We start from the raw sequence: 17,263 nt of genomic DNA, 5'->3' as shown, positions 1-17,263 counted from the left end.
TCAAGAACAAAAATTATTTTTTACTTATTCTAAATTTACAATACCAACATTAGTATTGACTCCTGCGGTAACTATAACATCAGTTTGTGTTACAGGAAGTAACGGCAATACCGGTGTAATGGTTACGGTGTAGTTACCCGGTGGTAAGCCAGTTACTTTGAAATTTCCTTCGGCATCCACATTACTGGTATAAACCAATAGGGAAGTAGAAGAAGTAACGGTTACCATGGCCAGAGCACCGACCGGAGTTATACTTCCGATGATATTCCCGGATATAGCTGTTAGTACTGGTCTTAGTACCGGTTTCAATTTAAAAGTTCCGTTTCCGGTTTCAATTATAGAAGCATTGGCATCAAAATCTAATATAATGCTATTGTCAATATCGGCATACAAATCTTGATTTACCAATAATTTTAAACCTGATTGCTCCGCACTTGGTGTGCTTAAAGGATAAGTTACTCCATCTAACACTACGGTATTATTTGGTCCTAATATCAATCGGATTTGGCTTACTCTTGAATCACTCAAAGTACTTGTTGCGATAAGCGTGTCATTACCATTAGTAAAGTCTAACAGATTGTAGATACCGGCATTGGTATTCAGTAAAACCAATTCTCCGTTGCTTCCTTTTACTTCAACGGCTTGAATATCAATATTTACTTCACTAAAAGGTCCGGGAGCATCGGTTAGTCTAACTTTATAGTCATAACTACCAGAACCTGAACTGTCGTTGCTACAAGCATTAAATGAAATAGCAGTAACAACAATGGCCATTATTAGAATTATCTTTTTCATTTTAAAAAGTATTTAGTTAATTGTAGATTATTAGCATTACAAAGTTCAAGTTTTAACCCTAACATTACGTTATATAATATTTTGATAATGTTTCATAATTTTCATTTTTTGCTACTTTTTTTCTTCTAAAAGCTTCTTTGCTTCGAGTTCTTTTTTCTTCTTAGCCTCTAACTCTTTTTTCTTTTTTTCTTCCAATTCCTTAAGCTTTTTCTCTTCCGCTTTTTTCTTTTTGTTGAAATAACCTTTTAACAGAAAGTTGCTTTTGGCGGCTTCCATATTCTCATTTAATCCTTTAGAAGCATTTTGCATATTGACCAAAGTGGCATCAAGAGATTTGCCCATTTTGTCATCGTTTACCAATTTAGACAGCATGCTGTTTTCATTGTTCATTTTAGAGGTGAATTCCGCTAATTCATAGGTAATTACTTGAGCATTATCGACACTGACTTTGATGCTTTGCATGATGTCTTCCATTTCAACCGCTTTGGTTGAAGCAATTGTACCATTGTTTTTTACCACCACTTTCGAGGCTGATCCGGGTGAAATGGTCAGGACTTTATCGCCCATCAATCCATCGGAACCAATGCTGGCCATAGCATCTGTTTTGATGTATTTGTGTACTTCTTCTTTGATGGCCACTAATACCACTACTGAAGTGTCTGAGACAAATTCAATCGATTTTACTGAACCAACATTGATACCCGAAAATCGAACATTGTTGCCTACTTTCAAACCACTTACATTACTGAAGTAGGATTTTAGTTCGAAGGTTTCACCAAATAAGTTTTTGTTCTTGCCAATGAAATAAATGGCCATTATAAAAAGTAAAACACCTAATATGACAAACATGCCTAATTTTAATGTATATCCTGATTTCTTCATCATAACTACTGTTTTTAAATTATATAAAAAATGATCTAACCCATGCATCTTTGCTTTTTTCTAATTCTGTATAAGTGCCTTCAGCATGGACGGTGCCTTCATTCAGAATCATGATTCGGTTCCCGGTTAATTTGGCGCAAGCCATATCATGGGTAATGATGATAGAAGTGGTTTTGTATTTCTTTTGAACAGAAACCATCAATTCACTAATTTCCCTTGCGGTGATAGTATCCAATCCCGAGGTTGGTTCGTCATACAAGATAATTTCCGGTTTGATGATTAAAGTCCGTGCCATACCAATCCGTTTTCGCATACCGCCGGAAAGTTCCGAAGGCATTTTATCTATTGCTTCTAGTAAGCCTACATTGTCTAGGGCTTCAGTAATTCGGGTTTCTATTTCTTCTTTTGAAATATTTTTTTCGTGATGTTTCAATGTAAAAGTCAGGTTTTGTCGCACTGACATCGAATCATATAAAGCACCATTTTGAAACATAAAACCTATACGAGTTCTAATTTGATTCAACTCGGTATCGTTTAGGGTTGTTATATCGGTGCCAAAGACTTTCACAGCACCTTGATCGGCTTTTTCTAATCCGACAATACATTTGATGGTTACCGATTTCCCTGTTCCCGAACGCCCCAATATAACTAAGTCTTCACTTTTGTTTACCGAGATAGTAACACCTTTGAGCACTTCGTTTTCACCAAAGGCTTTGTGTAAATTATCAATTTCTATAACTGGTGTGTTGCTTTCCATAGTTAAAAGAATAAATCAGTTATTTGTACAGCCAACATATCAATAATGAAAATAGAAAGAGAGGCAGTTACCACGGCTGAGTTGGCTGCAACACCAACACTGGCTGTTCCGCTGGAAGCATTAAACCCTTTGTAACAACCAATTAATCCGATAAAGAAACCGAAGAAAAAGGTTTTAATCGTTGCCGGAACCACATCCAGAAATTCTAAGTGTTCAAAAACACCTACAAAATAGCGTTGCATACTCATAGTGCCATGAATATTATAACCAATGTAACCGCCAAATATTCCAACAAAATCGGCAAAAATCACCAAGATGGGAATCATTAAGGTAGTTGCTAAAATTCGGGTAACGACTAAATATTTATAAGGATTGATGGCCGAAACTTCCATAGCATCTATTTGCTCTGTTACTTTCATCGAGCCCAATTCGGCACCAATTCCCGAAGCAATTTTTCCGGCACAAATTAAGGCTGTGATTACCGGAGCAATTTCTCTTATCAGCGAAAGTGAAACCATACTGGGTAACCACGACTCGGCGCCAAACTTTGCCATTGTCGGACGCGATTGAATTGTGAGAACTAAGCCCATGATAAACCCAGTGATGGTAACAAGAGGCAACGACTTGTATCCGACAACATAACATTGTCGGATAAATTCATTGATTTGAAATGGAGGCTTGAATACTTCTTTAAAAAACCTTAGGGTAAACAAAGAGATGTTGCCTGTATCTTCAAATGTATTTTTGAGTCCTTTAATCATAAATTTTAAAATCTAGTTAGAATACAATTTATAATGAATCATTGTCACCAAACTCGTTGAATTTCTTTTTAATGTTTTGTTTAGAGTAGGGCGATTTATTACTGGTATCAGCAATAGGTGAGTTTTTATTTACCGTAGGCTTTTTGGGTGCCGGTTTTTGCTTCTTAAGGAATGTCATCGGTTTGTATTTTTAGAGTGAAACATATTGTGATTGTCTATTGGTTTTTGGCCATTTGTTTTCGGATGTTTTGTGAGTTGCTGTTTCCTTTGTGTTTTGTGAACCAAAATATTTTTCGATGGTTAATCGTGCCATTAAGTAACTTACTGTAGATTCTGCTCCTTGATTTAGATTGATATAATCTTCTTCCAAACCATCATAACAACCACCGGTACAAGGATTATAAACAATTTGGTTCAAATGATTTTTACCTAAAAACCAATTGAAGGCAATTTTCATTTTCTGTAAATCATCATCATCGTGAAAAGCATCGTAGAATTTGCTCAAAGCCAAAATGGTATAAGCCACATCAATAGGTTGCTCGCCACCGATTTTTTCTTCCCGTGTTGTTTCGTTGTTGTTCATCCAGCCTTTATTAGAAATGACTTTGATGCCGTTTTCTGTAAAAACTTTAGACATTAAAAAGTCAAACGAAGTGATGGCAATTTCTTTATAAATATTGTTGCCTAATGTTAGGTAAGCACACAACATGGCTTCAGGTAAAATACTATTGCCGTAGGTTAAATAGCTTTCATACCATTGCCATTTTTCTTTGGCTTCATGCTTGTACATTTGGACCAATTTGTCGGCTAAATGTTTGATTAGTAATAAGTGTGATGCTTTGTTGTTTTTGGTATTGCAGTAGAATATCCCTTTGATTATAAAAGCCATTGCTCTGGGCGAATGAATATTTAAGACATTTGACAGTGATAATTTCATTATGTTTTTGGCATCGTCAATCAATTCTTCGGGCAGTATATCACTGTTGGAAATTAAATAACCTAAAGCCCATATTGCTCTTCCATTAGAATCAGCCAAATTGGTTTCATTGTTTTGTTTGGTGAATTTTTTATGTTTGTCAACATAGTTTAAAAAGTAATTCTCTTCATGCAAGCAATCTTTAATGAAGTTAAAATAGAGAATAATGTACTCTAAATCAGATTTTTCATTTGTAATTTCATAATGTTGGCACATGGCTACTAAAGCTCTGGCATTGTCATCTAAAGTATAACCCGATTCAATATCCGGTTGGTTGATTTCGGAAAACTGAATCATAGCATAATCTGTAGTCAATTTTTTGATATGCTTGAGATTGATGTCAGGAATCTTGAAGTCTAATGTGAGTTTGCTTTTTGATTGGTTTTCAAATAACAAAGCATGCGCAATGGCTGAGTTTTCCCAAACGGTTGGGGCTATTTTATGGATTCCGTTGGCCGAAATTCTGGAGCATAATTCATTGTCTTCTATTAAATTAATAACATTTCGAGCCAATTGTTTTGGGTTTTCAAAATCGACTATAATGCCGGTTTCATTTTGCAATACTTCATTGGCATGAGGAAATGGTGTAGAAATGATGGGGCAACCACAACTCAAGGCATACGAAAAAGTGCCGCTAACCGCCTGATTTCTGTCTTTTGAAGTGAAGAGATAGATGTCGGTCAACTGTAAATATTCGAGTAAATGAGTAAGTGATAAGTATTGGTTGATAAATTTCACATTGTCTTGCAAATGTATTTCTTCAATTTTCTCTTGTAGCGAATTTCTATAGCGTTCGCCTTCTTCTTTAACTACGTTGGGATGTGTTTTTCCGATGACCAAAAAAAGTACTTCAGGATAGCATTTTACAATAATTCGCAAAGCACTGATACTGGTTTCAATACATTTTCCGGAGCTTAACAAACCAAAAGTAGACAATATTTTTCTGCCGCTTAAATTGTGTTTTTCTTTTAAAGTTTCTTTGTCTAAATGTTCTACTAAGTGTGTTCCGTGCGGAATGACTTCGATTGGAGTGTTTTCTATAGCATAATCTTCCACAAGAATTTTTGCTGAGGTTTTGGTCATTACAATTATGGATTGTACTATCGCTTCAATATTTTTTACCAATTGTTTTAAACTTTCGTTTGGTTTAGGTAAAACGGTATGAAAAGCAATTATTATAGGTTTGTTGAGTTGTTTTAAAAATTGCAGAAAATGGTCTTCGTTGTTTCTGAATAATCCAAATTCGTGTTGAACCAAAACCATTTGAATCATTTGGTTTTCATTAATTTGTTTGGCAGTCTCACCGTAAGATGCTTCATTGTCTGTTTCCAAAATGTATTTGACTTCACTTGGGTACAATAGTTCTTCTTTTTTGTATTCTAAAGCGCAAATGTTGATTTGGAACGATTGTCCAAATTTGTTTTTTAAAGCGCAAACCAAATCCTGTGAATAGGTAGCGATACCGCATTCGCGTGGCGGATAGGAGGTAATACATAGGATTCCCGGTAAAGTTGTAGTATGTAGGCTTTTATTGTTCATTGGGAATACTGTTTAAAATTAGTTCTTTTAGTAGTTCGGATAGGCTCATAGAAGCACAGGCAATTCTTTTATCAGCAGCACCATAATAAACGTATAAAGTATCATTCTCTGTAATGGCACCGGTGGGAAAACAAACATTATTTACTTCTCCTTTTAGTTCCCAATCATATTCGGGTTTGAATAAAGGATAGGGCAGTCGTCCAATTTCTTTTTGCGGATTCCCTAAATCTAATAAGGCAGCACAAGCACAATACACATAACCTTTAACCGTATCATAAACACTATGATAAATAATGAGCCAGCCTTGTTCGGTTTCAATAGGAGGACAGCCTCCGCCGAGATAACTGATTTCATGTTTGTGTTTAGAAGTCATAATCACATTGTCGTTAAATTGGAGAAAATAATTTTGCCAAAACTCAGCGGTAAGATCTTCCAATTCCTCAACGGCGACTATTTGAATGTCAGGTTTGATTCGGTGTAAAAAGTGTAATTGCCCGTTGATTCTTCTTGGGAATGGAATCACGTTTTTATCCCAAACAAATACTGGTTTCCCTTTTTTTTCTTTGATACTTTCGTGTTCGTTATAGCGAAGGTATTTTTCATTGATTTCGCCTTTGGTTTGAGCCAATCGATAAAATTCTTTAAATGCAATTTGCGGCACAATTAACCCTTTCTTTTCCCAACTAATCAAATCGGTTGAAGTGGCTAGTGCCGCTAATGCATTTACACCATCAAAGGCGGTATAAGTTAAATAGAACAACTCGTCAATCTTAACGATGCGAGGATCTTCAAGACCATGACTTTCATAATCACATTGCGGAAACAAAACAGGCACATCAAAGCGCTCTTCGACTACCATATGATTTTTCAGTTTACAATAGCCGATAGAAGAATAATTTCCTTTGGCTACCGCTCTGTAAAACATATGAATATAGTCACCTGAATAGATAACCGCCGGATTGAGTACGCCTTCTGTCTCAAAACCTAATTTGGTTTTTTCAAGAACAATGCCTTCTTTGACTATGTTTAACATGGTAGGTATTGGTGTTTTTTATAAGATTAAAATCAATAATAAGATGATAATGATGATGGCTCCAACAGAAAGATAAACACCATTATTACTGGCTTTTAAGGTAGCTTTAATGTCTTTAACTTCCTTGCGAAGTGCTTTTCTTTCGGCTCTGGATAAATCAGATTTGTCCATGTCTCTGATTTCTTTTATTCGATTAATCATAGCGTCTACTTTCGCTTTTTCATCCACAGTGTTCGTAATTGGCGCTTTTTCGTTTGGGTTGTTGTTGGCGAATGTAGGAACAACAGTAGCCATTGAAAGGGTTAGCAAAAGAACTTGAAATTTTGAAATTGTTTTCATGATAATTTGTTTTTAAGGTTTAGTGAAATCCCTTTTCTATTTTGGTTAGTGAAAAAGGTTTTTTTATAATTATAAATTTCCTTTTTTTTAAGTAAAAGGTTGTTATACAAATCTGTCAATAAATTACATTATTCACACTTTCAATGATTTGTAATTCATTTGGAATAGATTTAAAAAAGGCCGTCCGGTTTGGACAGCCTTTAATTGGTTTGGGCAAATAAGGTTAATTTAGTACGATGTTCTCAATTCAACTCTTCTGTTTTTTGAACGACCTAGTGTTGTTTTGTTATCTGCAATAGGTTTGGTTTCGCCATATCCTGTGGCAGTCACTCTACTATCAGCAATACCTTTTCCAATTAAATAGGTTCTAACCGAATTGGTACGCTTTTGCGATAGTTCTTGATTGAATTCTTCTGAACCATTGCTGTCGGTATGGCCATCGATGAAAAGCGTAGCACCTTCGTATTTGTTTAGAATTTTTGACAATTCGTCAAGCAAAGACAACGAAGCTACTTTTAATTTATCGCTACCGTTTTCAAAGAAAATTTTACTTCCGATATAAGTGATTCTAACCGCATCTTGTTTGGCTATTTCAGGACAACCCTTGTTTTCAAAAGTTCCTCTGGTATTTGGACAACGGTCATCAATATCGGCTACACCGTCACCATCGGTATCAGGACAACCTTTTAAACTTGCAGGGCCAAAAGCATTTGGACATCGGTCTACGTCATTCATCACACCATCTTTATCATCATCCATAGGACAACCATTAATATCCACTTTACTTCCCGAAGGAGAATTGGGACATTTATCATCTAAATCGGCAACACCATCACCATCGGCATCAGGACAACCTTTCAAGGCAATAGTTCCTCTGGTATCAGGGCAACGATCTTGTAAATCGGTTACACCATCATTGTCTCTATCTGGGCAACCATTCATTAGTGCATTTCCGGCTACGTCCGGGCAAGAGTCTAAATAATCCGCTACACCATCTCCATCTTTATCAAGTGGACAACCCTTTTTGTCAACCGCAACGCCAACAGGCGTATCCGGACATTTGTCATTATTGTCTGAAACACCATCTCCATCGACATCTTTTTTCTCTCCGAAATTGAAAGTCAAACCTGCCATGTGCATCAAGAAGTCGTCTTTTTTACCGGAAACAACACCATCTCTGCGGTCGTTATTGGTAAACATGAAAGTTTCCTGAAGGTTAAGTGTAAGCACCGGTGACAATCTGAAATTGATTCCGCCACCAACTACGGGGAAAGTAGTATCGATTTTTTCTTTGTGGAAATTTAATTGTCTGTCAAAAAGGATACCACCCCAACCACCAAATACATAAGGTCTAAGGGCAAATTCAGGTCCGATAAGATTTAATCTTAAATTAATGGATGCTGAACTATAATCACTTTTAAAACCGGTAACACTACTATCGTAGCCTAAAGTTCCGCGAGTATATAGAAAATTTAAATCTAAATATTTCCATAAATACCTTGATACCGTTAAACCGGCAAAACCATAAGCAGTTTTGTCTGTTTTGTACCAATCTCTGCCCAAATCTCCATGATATTGAATCATACCACCATGAAGTCCGAAGTTCCATTTCTTGTCTTCAGTTTGGGCTTTTGTGGTTAGTGTAGATGCTAAGCATATACAGAATAATAGTAGTAATTTTTTCATATTATAATTGTTTAATTATTTAGGTCAAAGGTCATGTACATTTTAAGCTTTGGAGTTATACAAAAATTATTATAGTTTGTGTTATTCACACATTTTTAAAGGCATAAAAAAAAAGCCCTGTTGCAAGTATGAGCAACAGGACTCCAATAAATGGTCTCACATTTATTAAACCAACCAAAACAATCTTAATCTGCGTTTGTACTTACTAGTATTTTCGAAATGATTTATTCGACGCAGTTATTTTATTCTATTTATTTTGTATTTGTGCCACTCAGGACTTCTAATTTATTGATGAAAGGAAACTTTGTTTCTAATTCTTTTACGTGCTTTCTTAAATAGACCATGTGAACGGTTAATATTTCGACTAATTCGAATGTTGTTGCGTTTGTGATTAACATCGGAATAGCAATCAAAAGTTCTCTTTCGTACCAATATATTTTTTTTAGTTCTTCAATTGACTTTTCACACAAGAGCAGGTTTTTGTTGTAACTTTTGTTGACAACCATTCTTTTAATTTGATAATTTAAACTCTTTGTTAAATGATTGGTCACTTTGTTCTTCATTTTCCTTTCCTTTTGTGTTTGCATTATTTATTGGCAAAAAACTCCCTGACAAAGTCATGCTTTTGTTGTGCGTTCATTTTATCTGTTTGTTTGACTTGGATATTGATGTTTTCAAAACGATTATCAGATGAGATAGCGTTGAAGAGTTCTTCTTTAGCATCGGTTGGTCCAAACAGAATAACTTCTTTATATTTTTTAACCACTGTCATCAGTTTTTTATAATACTTAGATTGTAAGTGTTGCTCTTTGTTGTGAAGGTGATCTTGGCCCTTAAGTAAACTGTTGATTTTTTCCTGATGGGTAAAATCTGATTCAATGGTTTTTATTTCAAATGGGTTGTTAGAATGTTCCATCAAATGAGCAATGGAATGATCCATCCAAATGCCTATTTTGTTTCTTGTAGCTGCCATGTTGCTTTGTGTTAATTAGACGTCTTGCCTATTAGTGAACCCTATTATTAATACAAAGTTGCATAGAAAAGATAGTAAGGTTGTTATATTATTGTGGTGTTCTTTTTTATAATTCACACATTGTCAATGGAGTCGATCTTTTTACATTCGGTCCATATACCAACTGAGTTCTTTCTCCATTTTTTGGTATTTGAATATTGTAGAAATTACTTTTTGTATGCGAATAAAAGCCGTTTCGCTTTTTACAACATAATCAAAAGCTTTGTGGTGCATACAAGTTACGGCAACATCAATTTTATCTTGACTGGAAAGCATGATTACCGGAATTCCACCATTAATTTCCTTGATTTGATCTAAGGTTTGCATCCCGTTAATGGCATTTTTAACTACACCATCGAGGTGATAATCTAAGACGATAACATCAGGTTTTTTGTCTAAGTTTTGAATACATAATTCTCCGGTAGAAAAGGTTTTTATTTCAAAATCAGCATGTTCTAAGAATTGTATTTCAAGTGATTTTAAAAATACAGCATCATCATCAACCAGGAAGAGTTTAATTTTATTTTCAGCATTCATAACTTAAATTTTTAATTTTAGTAATTCATTTTCTAATTCGATAAGCGATTGATGGCACACTTTTTCCAGTTGTTCCACCAGTTCATTCAACTCTATTGAAAGTTCTAATTTCTCGGTATATTCCTGAATTTTTTGTGCAAACTCGGTAAACTCAGTATTGATTCCCATGATGGCAAAAGAAGGAATCAGTTTATGCGCGGTCGCTTTTAACAACGTCCAATCTTTGTCTTGATAGCTTTTTCTCATTAAGGTAACTAATGGTGGCGTTTGTTGGATGTAAACGTTAATCATTTCGGTCATTAATTTCGGATTGGCTTTGGTAAGTTTGGATAAATAACTCAAATCGACATATTTGATGGTTTGAACTTGCTTATTTCCCATTATTTCATTTTCAATGATGGCAATTGGCTTTTTGATAAAACTGATTAGTTTACTAAACAGTAAGCGTTCGTCTACCGGTTTTGAAATATAGTCATTCATTCCGACGGCTTTGCATTTGGCTACATCAACCGTTGTGACATCGGCAGTTAAAGCTATAATCGGAAGGGTTAATTTTAATTTTTCCCGGATGTATTCTGTGGCTTCAAAACCATTCATTTCAGGCATTTGTAAATCCATTAAAATAATATCATAAGTGTTTTTTTCCAGTTTTTCAATGGCAATTTTACCATTGCTTGCAATATCACATTCAAAACCAAAATCATCAAGTACTGTTTTCATCAACAGTTGGTTGAGTTCCATGTCTTCAACGACTAAGATTTTAGTGTCTTTTATCTCGGTGTCGATTTCGGTAATTTCAGGTTCTAAAACCGCCTCAGCGTTGGTTTTGTCAAAATAGAGTACGAAACTAAAAGTAGAGCCTTCTCCGATAATACTTTTTATATCAATGGTTCCATTTTGGGCTTGAACCAGTTGTTTTACTATGGCCAAACCTAAACCAGTGCCACCAAATATTCTCGACGTTCCGCTGGTGGCTTGTTGAAAGTTTTCAAAGATGGTTTCTGTTTTGGTATCGCTTATTCCAATCCCAGTATCGGTAACTGAAAATTGTATGGCGACATCATGATCAGTTTCGGAAACCAATTTTACACTGACCGTTATTTTTCCGCTTTTCGTAAATTTGACGGCATTGCTCACTAAATTCAAAATAATTTGATGCAAACGAACCGGATCTCCCACTAAAACTTCCGGAATTGAAGCGTCATAATTTGATATTAATTTTAAATTTTTTTCTTGGATTTTGGTTTCAAATAAATGCAGCATCGCTTTGATAGACAATTTCAGTTTGAAAGGCGTTTTTTCAAAAGTCATTTTTCCGGAATCTACCTTGGCCAAATCAAGTATGTCGTTGATGAGTACAATTAGCGCATCGCCACTCATTTTTATGGCGGTTAAGTATTCTTTTTGTTTGGCGGTTAATTCGGTTTTGAGCACCACTTTGGTAAACCCAATAATGGCATTCATCGGCGTTCGGATTTCGTGGCTCATATTGGATAAAAACTGTTGCTTTGATTTTACAGCTTCATTAGCATCGGTATACGCTGTTTCTGCTATCATTTTAGCTTCTTCTGCAATTAAAGACGTTTGTTCGGCAAAGGTTTTGGCTTCGATTAATTCTTTTTCTGCTTTTTTTTGTTCGGTAATATCACGAGCTACGACTACCGCTCCAATTACATTATCATTTAGGTCTTTGTAGACTGAACCATTGAACAATACATCCACCAATTCGCCATCAGTAATTACCAAAGGATAGTCGATTACGAATCCTTTTTTAAAAACTTCTTCATATATTTTTTTGGCTTGCTTGGGTTCGGTAAAATAATTAAAAAAGTCAGAACCAATTAATTTTTCTTTTGAAACACCTGTTACTCGAACTGAAGCTTGATTGGTATCGGTGATTTTGCCTTCCGGACTAATGGTAAATAATGGGTCTCGACTTGCCTCGATTAAACTTAAAGAATAATGAGAGGCTAATTTCAAGGAGTAATTATAAGCTTCGAGTTCTTTGTTCTCAAAATCTCTTTTTTCTTTTTCTTCATTCTGAAAAGCCAGTTCTTTATTGGCAATGACTAATTCGGCTGTTATTTTCTTCTGTTTTGTAATATTAATAAATGAAATAAGTGAGCAGTCACTTCCATGATATTTCATTGCTTGAGTGGATACTAAAAACCAAAATGGTTCACCTTTTTTATTTTTAGCAATAATTTCAAGGCTATTTTTATCTTCTTCATTTTTCAACTGTAAGCTCATTTTTTCTTGAAATTCAATATCAATAATGCCTAGTTCAGTAGAGATTTTGCCCACAATTTCACTTTTAGTATAGCCAAAGCATTTCAGAAATGATTTATTTACATATTGAAATTTTGAAGTTTCAATATCGATAAAAGTCATGCCGATAGGACTATTTTCAAACAGATCCGAAAACAAGTTGTTGTCTGTGATATTTTTATTTTCTGATATTTGGGTTTGGCTCATGAGTTTTGTATTATGATTGTACGCCCAATTCTTCAATTGGATGGCGTCTTTTGTCTTTTAATAATTTGAAATGCGAAGGCGATAAACCGGTTACTTTTTTAAATTGGGTTGATAAATGTGCTACACTGCTGTAATTCATTTTCCAAGCGATTTCGGTGATGTTGAGTTCGTCGTAAATGATTAATTCTTTGATGCGTTCTACTTTGTGTAGAATCATAAATTGCTCAATGGTCATTCCTTGTACTTCAGAAAAAAGGTTGGCTAAATAGGTGTAATTCTGATTCAGTTTTTCGCTCAAATATTCGGAAAAGGTTACTTTGATTGGCTCATCGGCATGATGAATCATTTCTATAATAACATTTTTCACTTTTTCGATAAGGATAGCTCTTTTGTCATCCATTAGCTCCAAACCAGAATCCATTAAATTGGCTTTTAAAAGTTCTCTTTTTTCAGCCGAAATGTTTTCCATGATTTCAACCACACCTAGATCGACTATGATAAAATGTAACCCTAATTTTTTTAGTTCGTCTTTTACCATCATTTTACAACGATTGCTGACCATGTATTTTATGTAGAGTTTCAAAATGTGTGGTTTATACAGTTAGGCAAAGGTTTGTTTTTAGAACAAATCTTTGTTGTATAATGATGGGATTAAATATTATAATTCACACATCGTCAAGCGATTTTCGCTTTTTGTCTTTGAGATTTTTGAAGTAGGTTGGCGTCAGTCCGGTTACCTTTTTAAATTGGGTGGATAAGTGAGAAACACTGCTGTAGTTCATGCGATAGGATATCTCGGTAAGATTGAGTTCATCGTAAAGCAGGAGTTCTTTTACTTTTTCGATTTTATGAGCAATGATATAATGTTCGATTGTTATTCCTTTTACTTCGGAGAAGACATTAGCCAAATAGGTGTAATCATATCCCATAATTTTGCTTATGTATTCAGAGTAGTTTACTTTAGGTAATTCTTCATTGTAATGAATCATTTCAGTGATGACAATTTTTATTTTTTCAATGAGCATGGCTTTTTTGTCATCCATTAATTCAAGCCCAGATTCTAATAATACCTTTCTTAATTTTTCGCGTTTTTCATCAGAGATATTCTCCATGATTTCAACGGTACCAAGCTCTACGGAAGTGTAATGCAGGCCTAAACTCTTCAGTTCTGTTTTAACTAGCATTTTGCAACGCAAACTGACCATATATTTAATGTATAGTTTCATTTTAAACGGTCATTTTTTTAAAGTACTTTTCTTGTACTGGTACATCAACTGAGGTTATGCTTTGCTAAAAATGATGCTTTACTTTCAAATAAAACTTATTTTCTAATCTTCATAACCACTTTTAATAATGGTTGAAATCATTTTAAATTGTTCATTAGCGTTAAAACTGTGTCGGGCATGTGCCGGAATGATAATTCCTTCACCTAAGGTAAGTCTATGTTTTAAGTCTTTAATCGTAATTTCCGCAGCACCGTCAATAATTTGAATATAATTATCATAAGGTGATGTTTTTTCTTGAAGTTCTTCACCGGCATCAAAAGACGAAGCGGTAATGTTACCCGTTGTTTTTCTAATGATGGTTTTACTCACCACAGCATTAGGTATATACTGAATAATTTCAACTATAATATGTGATTTCGATTTTTCGAGTTCAATGATGTCCATGATTTTTGTTTAGGTAAATATTTGGTAAATAAGCATTTCACAAATAGTTTGATTATGAAATAATATCTGTTAAAGGTAGTCTCTTTAAAATGGTTACCATCAAGTAATCGGATAAATGATTTTTTTTATTTAATCTGTATTAGTACTAAAGCAAATAAATACAGCGTTTACCTATGATTCGTCTTTTGTGGTTTTTACCAAACTGATCCCTGAAACAAAAAAGATTAAACCTAAAACACCATATATAATTAGTGATTTGATGTCTCGTTCTGTTCCGGTTGCTAAAAGAAACATTTGGGCTGCAAAAATAAGACTGGCTATTCCGAGTAAGGTAAGTATGGCACCGAAAATTCTTTTAAGGTTCATAATTAAACATTGTTAAACAGTTTACTTGCAAATATGAGTCAATTTTAGATATAAACTATTGTATAAAAAAATGTTTTAATTGTATAATTCACAGAATTTTAAATTTATAAATAATTGATATTCAGAATTTTGGCATGTGTGAATTATAAAATATATTAAAATAATTCTAAAAGTTTATCCCTATAATTTTGTCAAGTAATCTTCTTAAAAACATGTAAAATGTAAACTGAATTACCAGTTTTCCAAAAACATGTTGATTAACGGATTTATGATGTATTTAAACGATAATACGTTGTTTTCTTTTGAAAAAGAGCTTGCAAATTAGAAATATTGATAGTCAATATTTTGTTAATTCTAAATGTTTAATTATGAAAACAAAATTAATTTATTGCTTATTTATAAGCATGTTTTTTGGGGTTTTTCAAAGTTCAGCTCAAGTTTGTGAGGGTTTCACCACCTTTACACAAGGTGGATGGGGAACCCAATGCCATGGTGGCAATCCAGGCTGTTATCGAGACGCAAATTTCGAAGCAGCCTTTCCTGATGGAATTAGAATTGGGAGCGAAACCAATTCGATTACCTTAACGTCCTCACAGGCCGTTGCGGATTTTTTACCTTCAGCCACTCCTGCCAGGGCTTTGAATGCCGGAGCTTTAGTAGATCCGGGTCATACCTATAGAAATGTATTGGCCGGCCAGTTAGTCGCGTTAACATTGAATGTAGGTTTTGATGCCTATGATGCTAATTTTGCATCCAATACCATCTTATTAGGGGATTTGGAAATTGTCAGCGGTCCTTTTCAGGGAATGACTGTCAGTGAATTTTTGGTCTTGGCTAATGCTATTATTGGAGGTACAGAAACCGGTTATTCATTTTCTGCGGTGAATGCTGCGGCAAGCGCTATCAATGAAAACTTTGATAATGGAAACATAGATAACGGCTTTTTAAACTGTGAAACATGTCCAAATTGTGAGCGATTTGATTTTACTATTGTTTCGACCAATCTATTGTGTTTCGGTGAAAATACCGGAACAATCACATTGTCAACTTCAGGAGGAACAGCACCATATTCTTATTATCTGAATAATGTATTAGTTATAACAACAGACAGTCCGTCTTATACTTTTACAGGTTTAGCCGCAGGAACTTATACCGTGTTGGTTAATGACAGTGACGAGAATTCGGGTTCTAGTAATCCTACGGTTATCATTACTCAAGCAGATAGTGCATTGTCTTTGACAAGTGTCATTACAGATGCATCGTGCCAAGTTCCAACCGGAACAGCCACGATTGCTGCTTCAGGAGGAACTGCACCTTACACTATTTTATGGTCTAATGGAAGTACCGATTTTGCAATGACTAACTTGGCCACAGGAACTTATACTGCAGTGGTTACCGATGCAAACGGATGTCAAACGACTACCTCAGTAACCATTGGAAATATAAGTCTTCCAGAAGCGACTATTACACAAACCAACGTCTCTTGTTTTGCAGGAAGCACCGGAAGTGTAACAGTAACGGCTACAGGTGGAGCGGCTCCTTATACTATTTTATGGTCTAATGGCGGTACTACATTTACAGCTAATAATTTAGCTGCTGGTACTTATACCGCGGTTATCACTGATGCTAATGGATGTACTTCAAACGTAAGTGTAACCATCACGCAACCGGCAACGGCTTTAGCGTCTACTAACACGACTACTAATGTCTCTTGTTTTGCAGGAAGCACCGGAAGTGTAACAGTAACGGCTACAGGTGGAGCGGCTCCTTATACCATTTTATGGTCTAATGGCGGTACTACATTTACAGCTAACAATTTAGCTGCTGGTACTTATACCGCGGTTATCACTGATGCTAATGGATGTACTTCAAACGTAAGTGTAACCATCACGCAACCGGCAACGGCTTTGGCGTCTACTAACACGACTACCAACGTATCTTGTTTTGCAGGAACTACGGGTAGTGTAACAGTAACGGCTACAGGCGGAACGGCTCCTTATACTATTTTATGGTCTAATGGCGGTACTACATTTACGGCTAACAATTTAGCTGCTGGTACTTATACAGCGGTTATCACTGATGCTACTGGATGTACATCAAACGTAAGTGTAACCATCACGCAACCGGCAACGGCTTTAGCGTCTACTAACACGACTACTAATGTATCTTGTTTTGCAGGAAGCACCGGAAGTGTAACAGTAACGGCTACAGGTGGAGCGGCTCCTTATACCATTTTATGGTCTAATGGCGGTACTACATTTACAGCTAATAATTTAGCTGCTGGTACTTATACCGCGGTTATCACTGATGCTAATGGATGTACTTCAAACGTAAGTGTAACCATCACGCAACCGGCAACGGCTTTAGCGTCTACTAACACGACTACTAATGTATCTTGTTTTGCAGGAAGCACCGGAAGTGTAACAGTAACGGCT

At 35.3% G+C, this 17,263-nt stretch carries 18 protein-coding genes; 1 reads left to right on the top strand and 17 read right to left on the bottom strand.

Annotated elements, in window-relative coordinates; genetic code table 11:
* Positions 1 to 24 precede the first annotated feature (24 nt).
* The 17 genes from ACK4R1_RS13815 to ACK4R1_RS13735 all read right to left on the bottom strand — a co-directional run bounded on the left by ACK4R1_RS13815 (position 25) and on the right by ACK4R1_RS13735 (position 14,828).
* A complete protein-coding gene (locus ACK4R1_RS13815) occupies positions 25 to 795 on the bottom strand; it encodes a DUF4382 domain-containing protein (protein ID WP_409688248.1) in 771 nt (256 codons plus the stop codon).
* A 111-nt stretch (positions 796 to 906) separates the two neighbouring features.
* Positions 907 to 1,680 carry an MlaD family protein gene (locus tag ACK4R1_RS13810; protein ID WP_409688245.1) on the bottom strand — a complete coding sequence of 258 codons (774 nt, stop codon included), beginning with the start codon at positions 1,678 to 1,680 and terminating at the stop codon, positions 907 to 909.
* Between the two features lie 16 nt (positions 1,681 to 1,696).
* Complete coding sequence (locus ACK4R1_RS13805) at positions 1,697 to 2,434, bottom strand: ABC transporter ATP-binding protein (RefSeq protein ID WP_409688242.1); 738 nt, start codon at positions 2,432 to 2,434, stop codon at positions 1,697 to 1,699.
* A 2-nt stretch (positions 2,435 to 2,436) separates the two neighbouring features.
* Positions 2,437 to 3,195, bottom strand: a complete 759-nt coding sequence (locus ACK4R1_RS13800; protein ID WP_409688239.1) for an MlaE family ABC transporter permease — start codon at positions 3,193 to 3,195, stop codon at positions 2,437 to 2,439.
* A 28-nt stretch (positions 3,196 to 3,223) separates the two neighbouring features.
* A complete protein-coding gene (locus ACK4R1_RS13795) occupies positions 3,224 to 3,373 on the bottom strand; it encodes a hypothetical protein (RefSeq protein ID WP_409688236.1) in 150 nt (49 codons plus the stop codon).
* 12 nt (positions 3,374 to 3,385) lie between these two features.
* On the bottom strand, positions 3,386 to 5,710 hold the full coding sequence (locus ACK4R1_RS13790; RefSeq protein ID WP_409688233.1) for a glycosyltransferase: 2,325 nt from the start codon (positions 5,708 to 5,710) through the stop codon (positions 3,386 to 3,388).
* Positions 5,700 to 6,743 carry a pesticidal protein Cry7Aa gene (locus ACK4R1_RS13785; RefSeq protein WP_409688230.1) on the bottom strand — a complete coding sequence of 348 codons (1,044 nt, stop codon included), beginning with the start codon at positions 6,741 to 6,743 and terminating at the stop codon, positions 5,700 to 5,702. The genes ACK4R1_RS13790 and ACK4R1_RS13785 overlap by 11 nt, the downstream gene beginning before the upstream one ends.
* An 18-nt stretch (positions 6,744 to 6,761) precedes the next feature.
* On the bottom strand, positions 6,762 to 7,082 hold the full coding sequence (locus ACK4R1_RS13780; RefSeq protein WP_409688227.1) for a hypothetical protein: 321 nt from the start codon (positions 7,080 to 7,082) through the stop codon (positions 6,762 to 6,764).
* Positions 7,083 to 7,310: 228 nt separating this feature from the next.
* Positions 7,311 to 8,768, bottom strand: coding sequence for an OmpA family protein (locus ACK4R1_RS13775; RefSeq protein ID WP_409688224.1), 1,458 nt, complete (start codon positions 8,766 to 8,768; stop codon positions 7,311 to 7,313).
* A gap of 251 nt (positions 8,769 to 9,019) precedes the next feature.
* Positions 9,020 to 9,331, bottom strand: a complete 312-nt coding sequence (locus ACK4R1_RS13770; protein WP_409688221.1) for a hypothetical protein — start codon at positions 9,329 to 9,331, stop codon at positions 9,020 to 9,022.
* A gap of 23 nt (positions 9,332 to 9,354) precedes the next feature.
* The gene (locus ACK4R1_RS13765; RefSeq protein WP_409688218.1) at positions 9,355 to 9,741 is read right to left on the bottom strand and encodes a hypothetical protein; all 387 of its coding nucleotides are present in this window, start codon (positions 9,739 to 9,741) and stop codon (positions 9,355 to 9,357) included.
* Positions 9,742 to 9,882: 141 nt separating this feature from the next.
* The gene (locus ACK4R1_RS13760) at positions 9,883 to 10,317 is read right to left on the bottom strand and encodes a response regulator (protein ID WP_409688215.1); all 435 of its coding nucleotides are present in this window, start codon (positions 10,315 to 10,317) and stop codon (positions 9,883 to 9,885) included.
* Positions 10,318 to 10,320: 3 nt separating this feature from the next.
* Positions 10,321 to 12,792 carry a PAS domain S-box protein gene (locus ACK4R1_RS13755; protein WP_409688213.1) on the bottom strand — a complete coding sequence of 824 codons (2,472 nt, stop codon included), beginning with the start codon at positions 12,790 to 12,792 and terminating at the stop codon, positions 10,321 to 10,323.
* Positions 12,793 to 12,802: 10 nt separating this feature from the next.
* A complete protein-coding gene (locus ACK4R1_RS13750; protein ID WP_409688542.1) occupies positions 12,803 to 13,354 on the bottom strand; it encodes a helix-turn-helix domain-containing protein in 552 nt (183 codons plus the stop codon).
* Between the two features lie 103 nt (positions 13,355 to 13,457).
* A complete protein-coding gene (locus ACK4R1_RS13745; RefSeq protein ID WP_409688210.1) occupies positions 13,458 to 14,018 on the bottom strand; it encodes a helix-turn-helix domain-containing protein in 561 nt (186 codons plus the stop codon).
* 102 nt (positions 14,019 to 14,120) lie between these two features.
* A complete protein-coding gene (locus ACK4R1_RS13740; protein ID WP_409688207.1) occupies positions 14,121 to 14,462 on the bottom strand; it encodes a cupin domain-containing protein in 342 nt (113 codons plus the stop codon).
* A 171-nt stretch (positions 14,463 to 14,633) separates the two neighbouring features.
* On the bottom strand, positions 14,634 to 14,828 hold the full coding sequence (locus ACK4R1_RS13735) for a hypothetical protein (protein WP_409688204.1): 195 nt from the start codon (positions 14,826 to 14,828) through the stop codon (positions 14,634 to 14,636).
* A 368-nt stretch (positions 14,829 to 15,196) separates the two neighbouring features.
* On the opposite strand from ACK4R1_RS13735, the gene ACK4R1_RS13730 reads away from it, so the two are divergent.
* Positions 15,197 to 17,263 (top strand): beta strand repeat-containing protein (locus ACK4R1_RS13730; protein ID WP_409688201.1); only part of this gene is annotated, 2,067 nt, incomplete at its 3' end.

The sequence above is a fragment of the Flavobacterium sp. genome, assembly GCF_046293665.1.
Taxonomy (GTDB): Bacteria; Bacteroidota; Bacteroidia; order Flavobacteriales; family Flavobacteriaceae; genus Flavobacterium.
The sequence above is the reverse complement of the archived record's forward strand: the minus strand, read 5'-3'. Positions and strand labels throughout refer to the sequence as shown.

Bases quoted from the DNA above. Each gene is read 5' to 3' on its own strand.
- ACK4R1_RS13815 (WP_409688248.1), bottom strand. From the start codon at position 795: ATGAAAAAGATAATTCTAATAATGGCCATTGTTGTTACTGCTATTTCA.
- ACK4R1_RS13810 (WP_409688245.1), bottom strand. From the start codon at position 1,680: ATGATGAAGAAATCAGGATATACATTAAAATTAGGCATGTTTGTCATA.
- ACK4R1_RS13805 (WP_409688242.1), bottom strand. From the start codon at position 2,434: ATGGAAAGCAACACACCAGTTATAGAAATTGATAATTTACACAAAGCC.
- ACK4R1_RS13800 (WP_409688239.1), bottom strand. From the start codon at position 3,195: ATGATTAAAGGACTCAAAAATACATTTGAAGATACAGGCAACATCTCT.
- ACK4R1_RS13795 (WP_409688236.1), bottom strand. From the start codon at position 3,373: ATGACATTCCTTAAGAAGCAAAAACCGGCACCCAAAAAGCCTACGGTA.
- ACK4R1_RS13790 (WP_409688233.1), bottom strand. From the start codon at position 5,710: ATGAACAATAAAAGCCTACATACTACAACTTTACCGGGAATCCTATGT.
- ACK4R1_RS13785 (WP_409688230.1), bottom strand. From the start codon at position 6,743: ATGTTAAACATAGTCAAAGAAGGCATTGTTCTTGAAAAAACCAAATTA.
- ACK4R1_RS13780 (WP_409688227.1), bottom strand. From the start codon at position 7,082: ATGAAAACAATTTCAAAATTTCAAGTTCTTTTGCTAACCCTTTCAATG.
- ACK4R1_RS13775 (WP_409688224.1), bottom strand. From the start codon at position 8,768: ATGAAAAAATTACTACTATTATTCTGTATATGCTTAGCATCTACACTA.
- ACK4R1_RS13770 (WP_409688221.1), bottom strand. From the start codon at position 9,331: ATGAAGAACAAAGTGACCAATCATTTAACAAAGAGTTTAAATTATCAA.
- ACK4R1_RS13765 (WP_409688218.1), bottom strand. From the start codon at position 9,741: ATGGCAGCTACAAGAAACAAAATAGGCATTTGGATGGATCATTCCATT.
- ACK4R1_RS13760 (WP_409688215.1), bottom strand. From the start codon at position 10,317: ATGAATGCTGAAAATAAAATTAAACTCTTCCTGGTTGATGATGATGCT.
- ACK4R1_RS13755 (WP_409688213.1), bottom strand. From the start codon at position 12,792: ATGAGCCAAACCCAAATATCAGAAAATAAAAATATCACAGACAACAAC.
- ACK4R1_RS13750 (WP_409688542.1), bottom strand. From the start codon at position 13,354: ATGGTCAGCAATCGTTGTAAAATGATGGTAAAAGACGAACTAAAAAAA.
- ACK4R1_RS13745 (WP_409688210.1), bottom strand. From the start codon at position 14,018: ATGAAACTATACATTAAATATATGGTCAGTTTGCGTTGCAAAATGCTA.
- ACK4R1_RS13740 (WP_409688207.1), bottom strand. From the start codon at position 14,462: ATGGACATCATTGAACTCGAAAAATCGAAATCACATATTATAGTTGAA.
- ACK4R1_RS13735 (WP_409688204.1), bottom strand. From the start codon at position 14,828: ATGAACCTTAAAAGAATTTTCGGTGCCATACTTACCTTACTCGGAATA.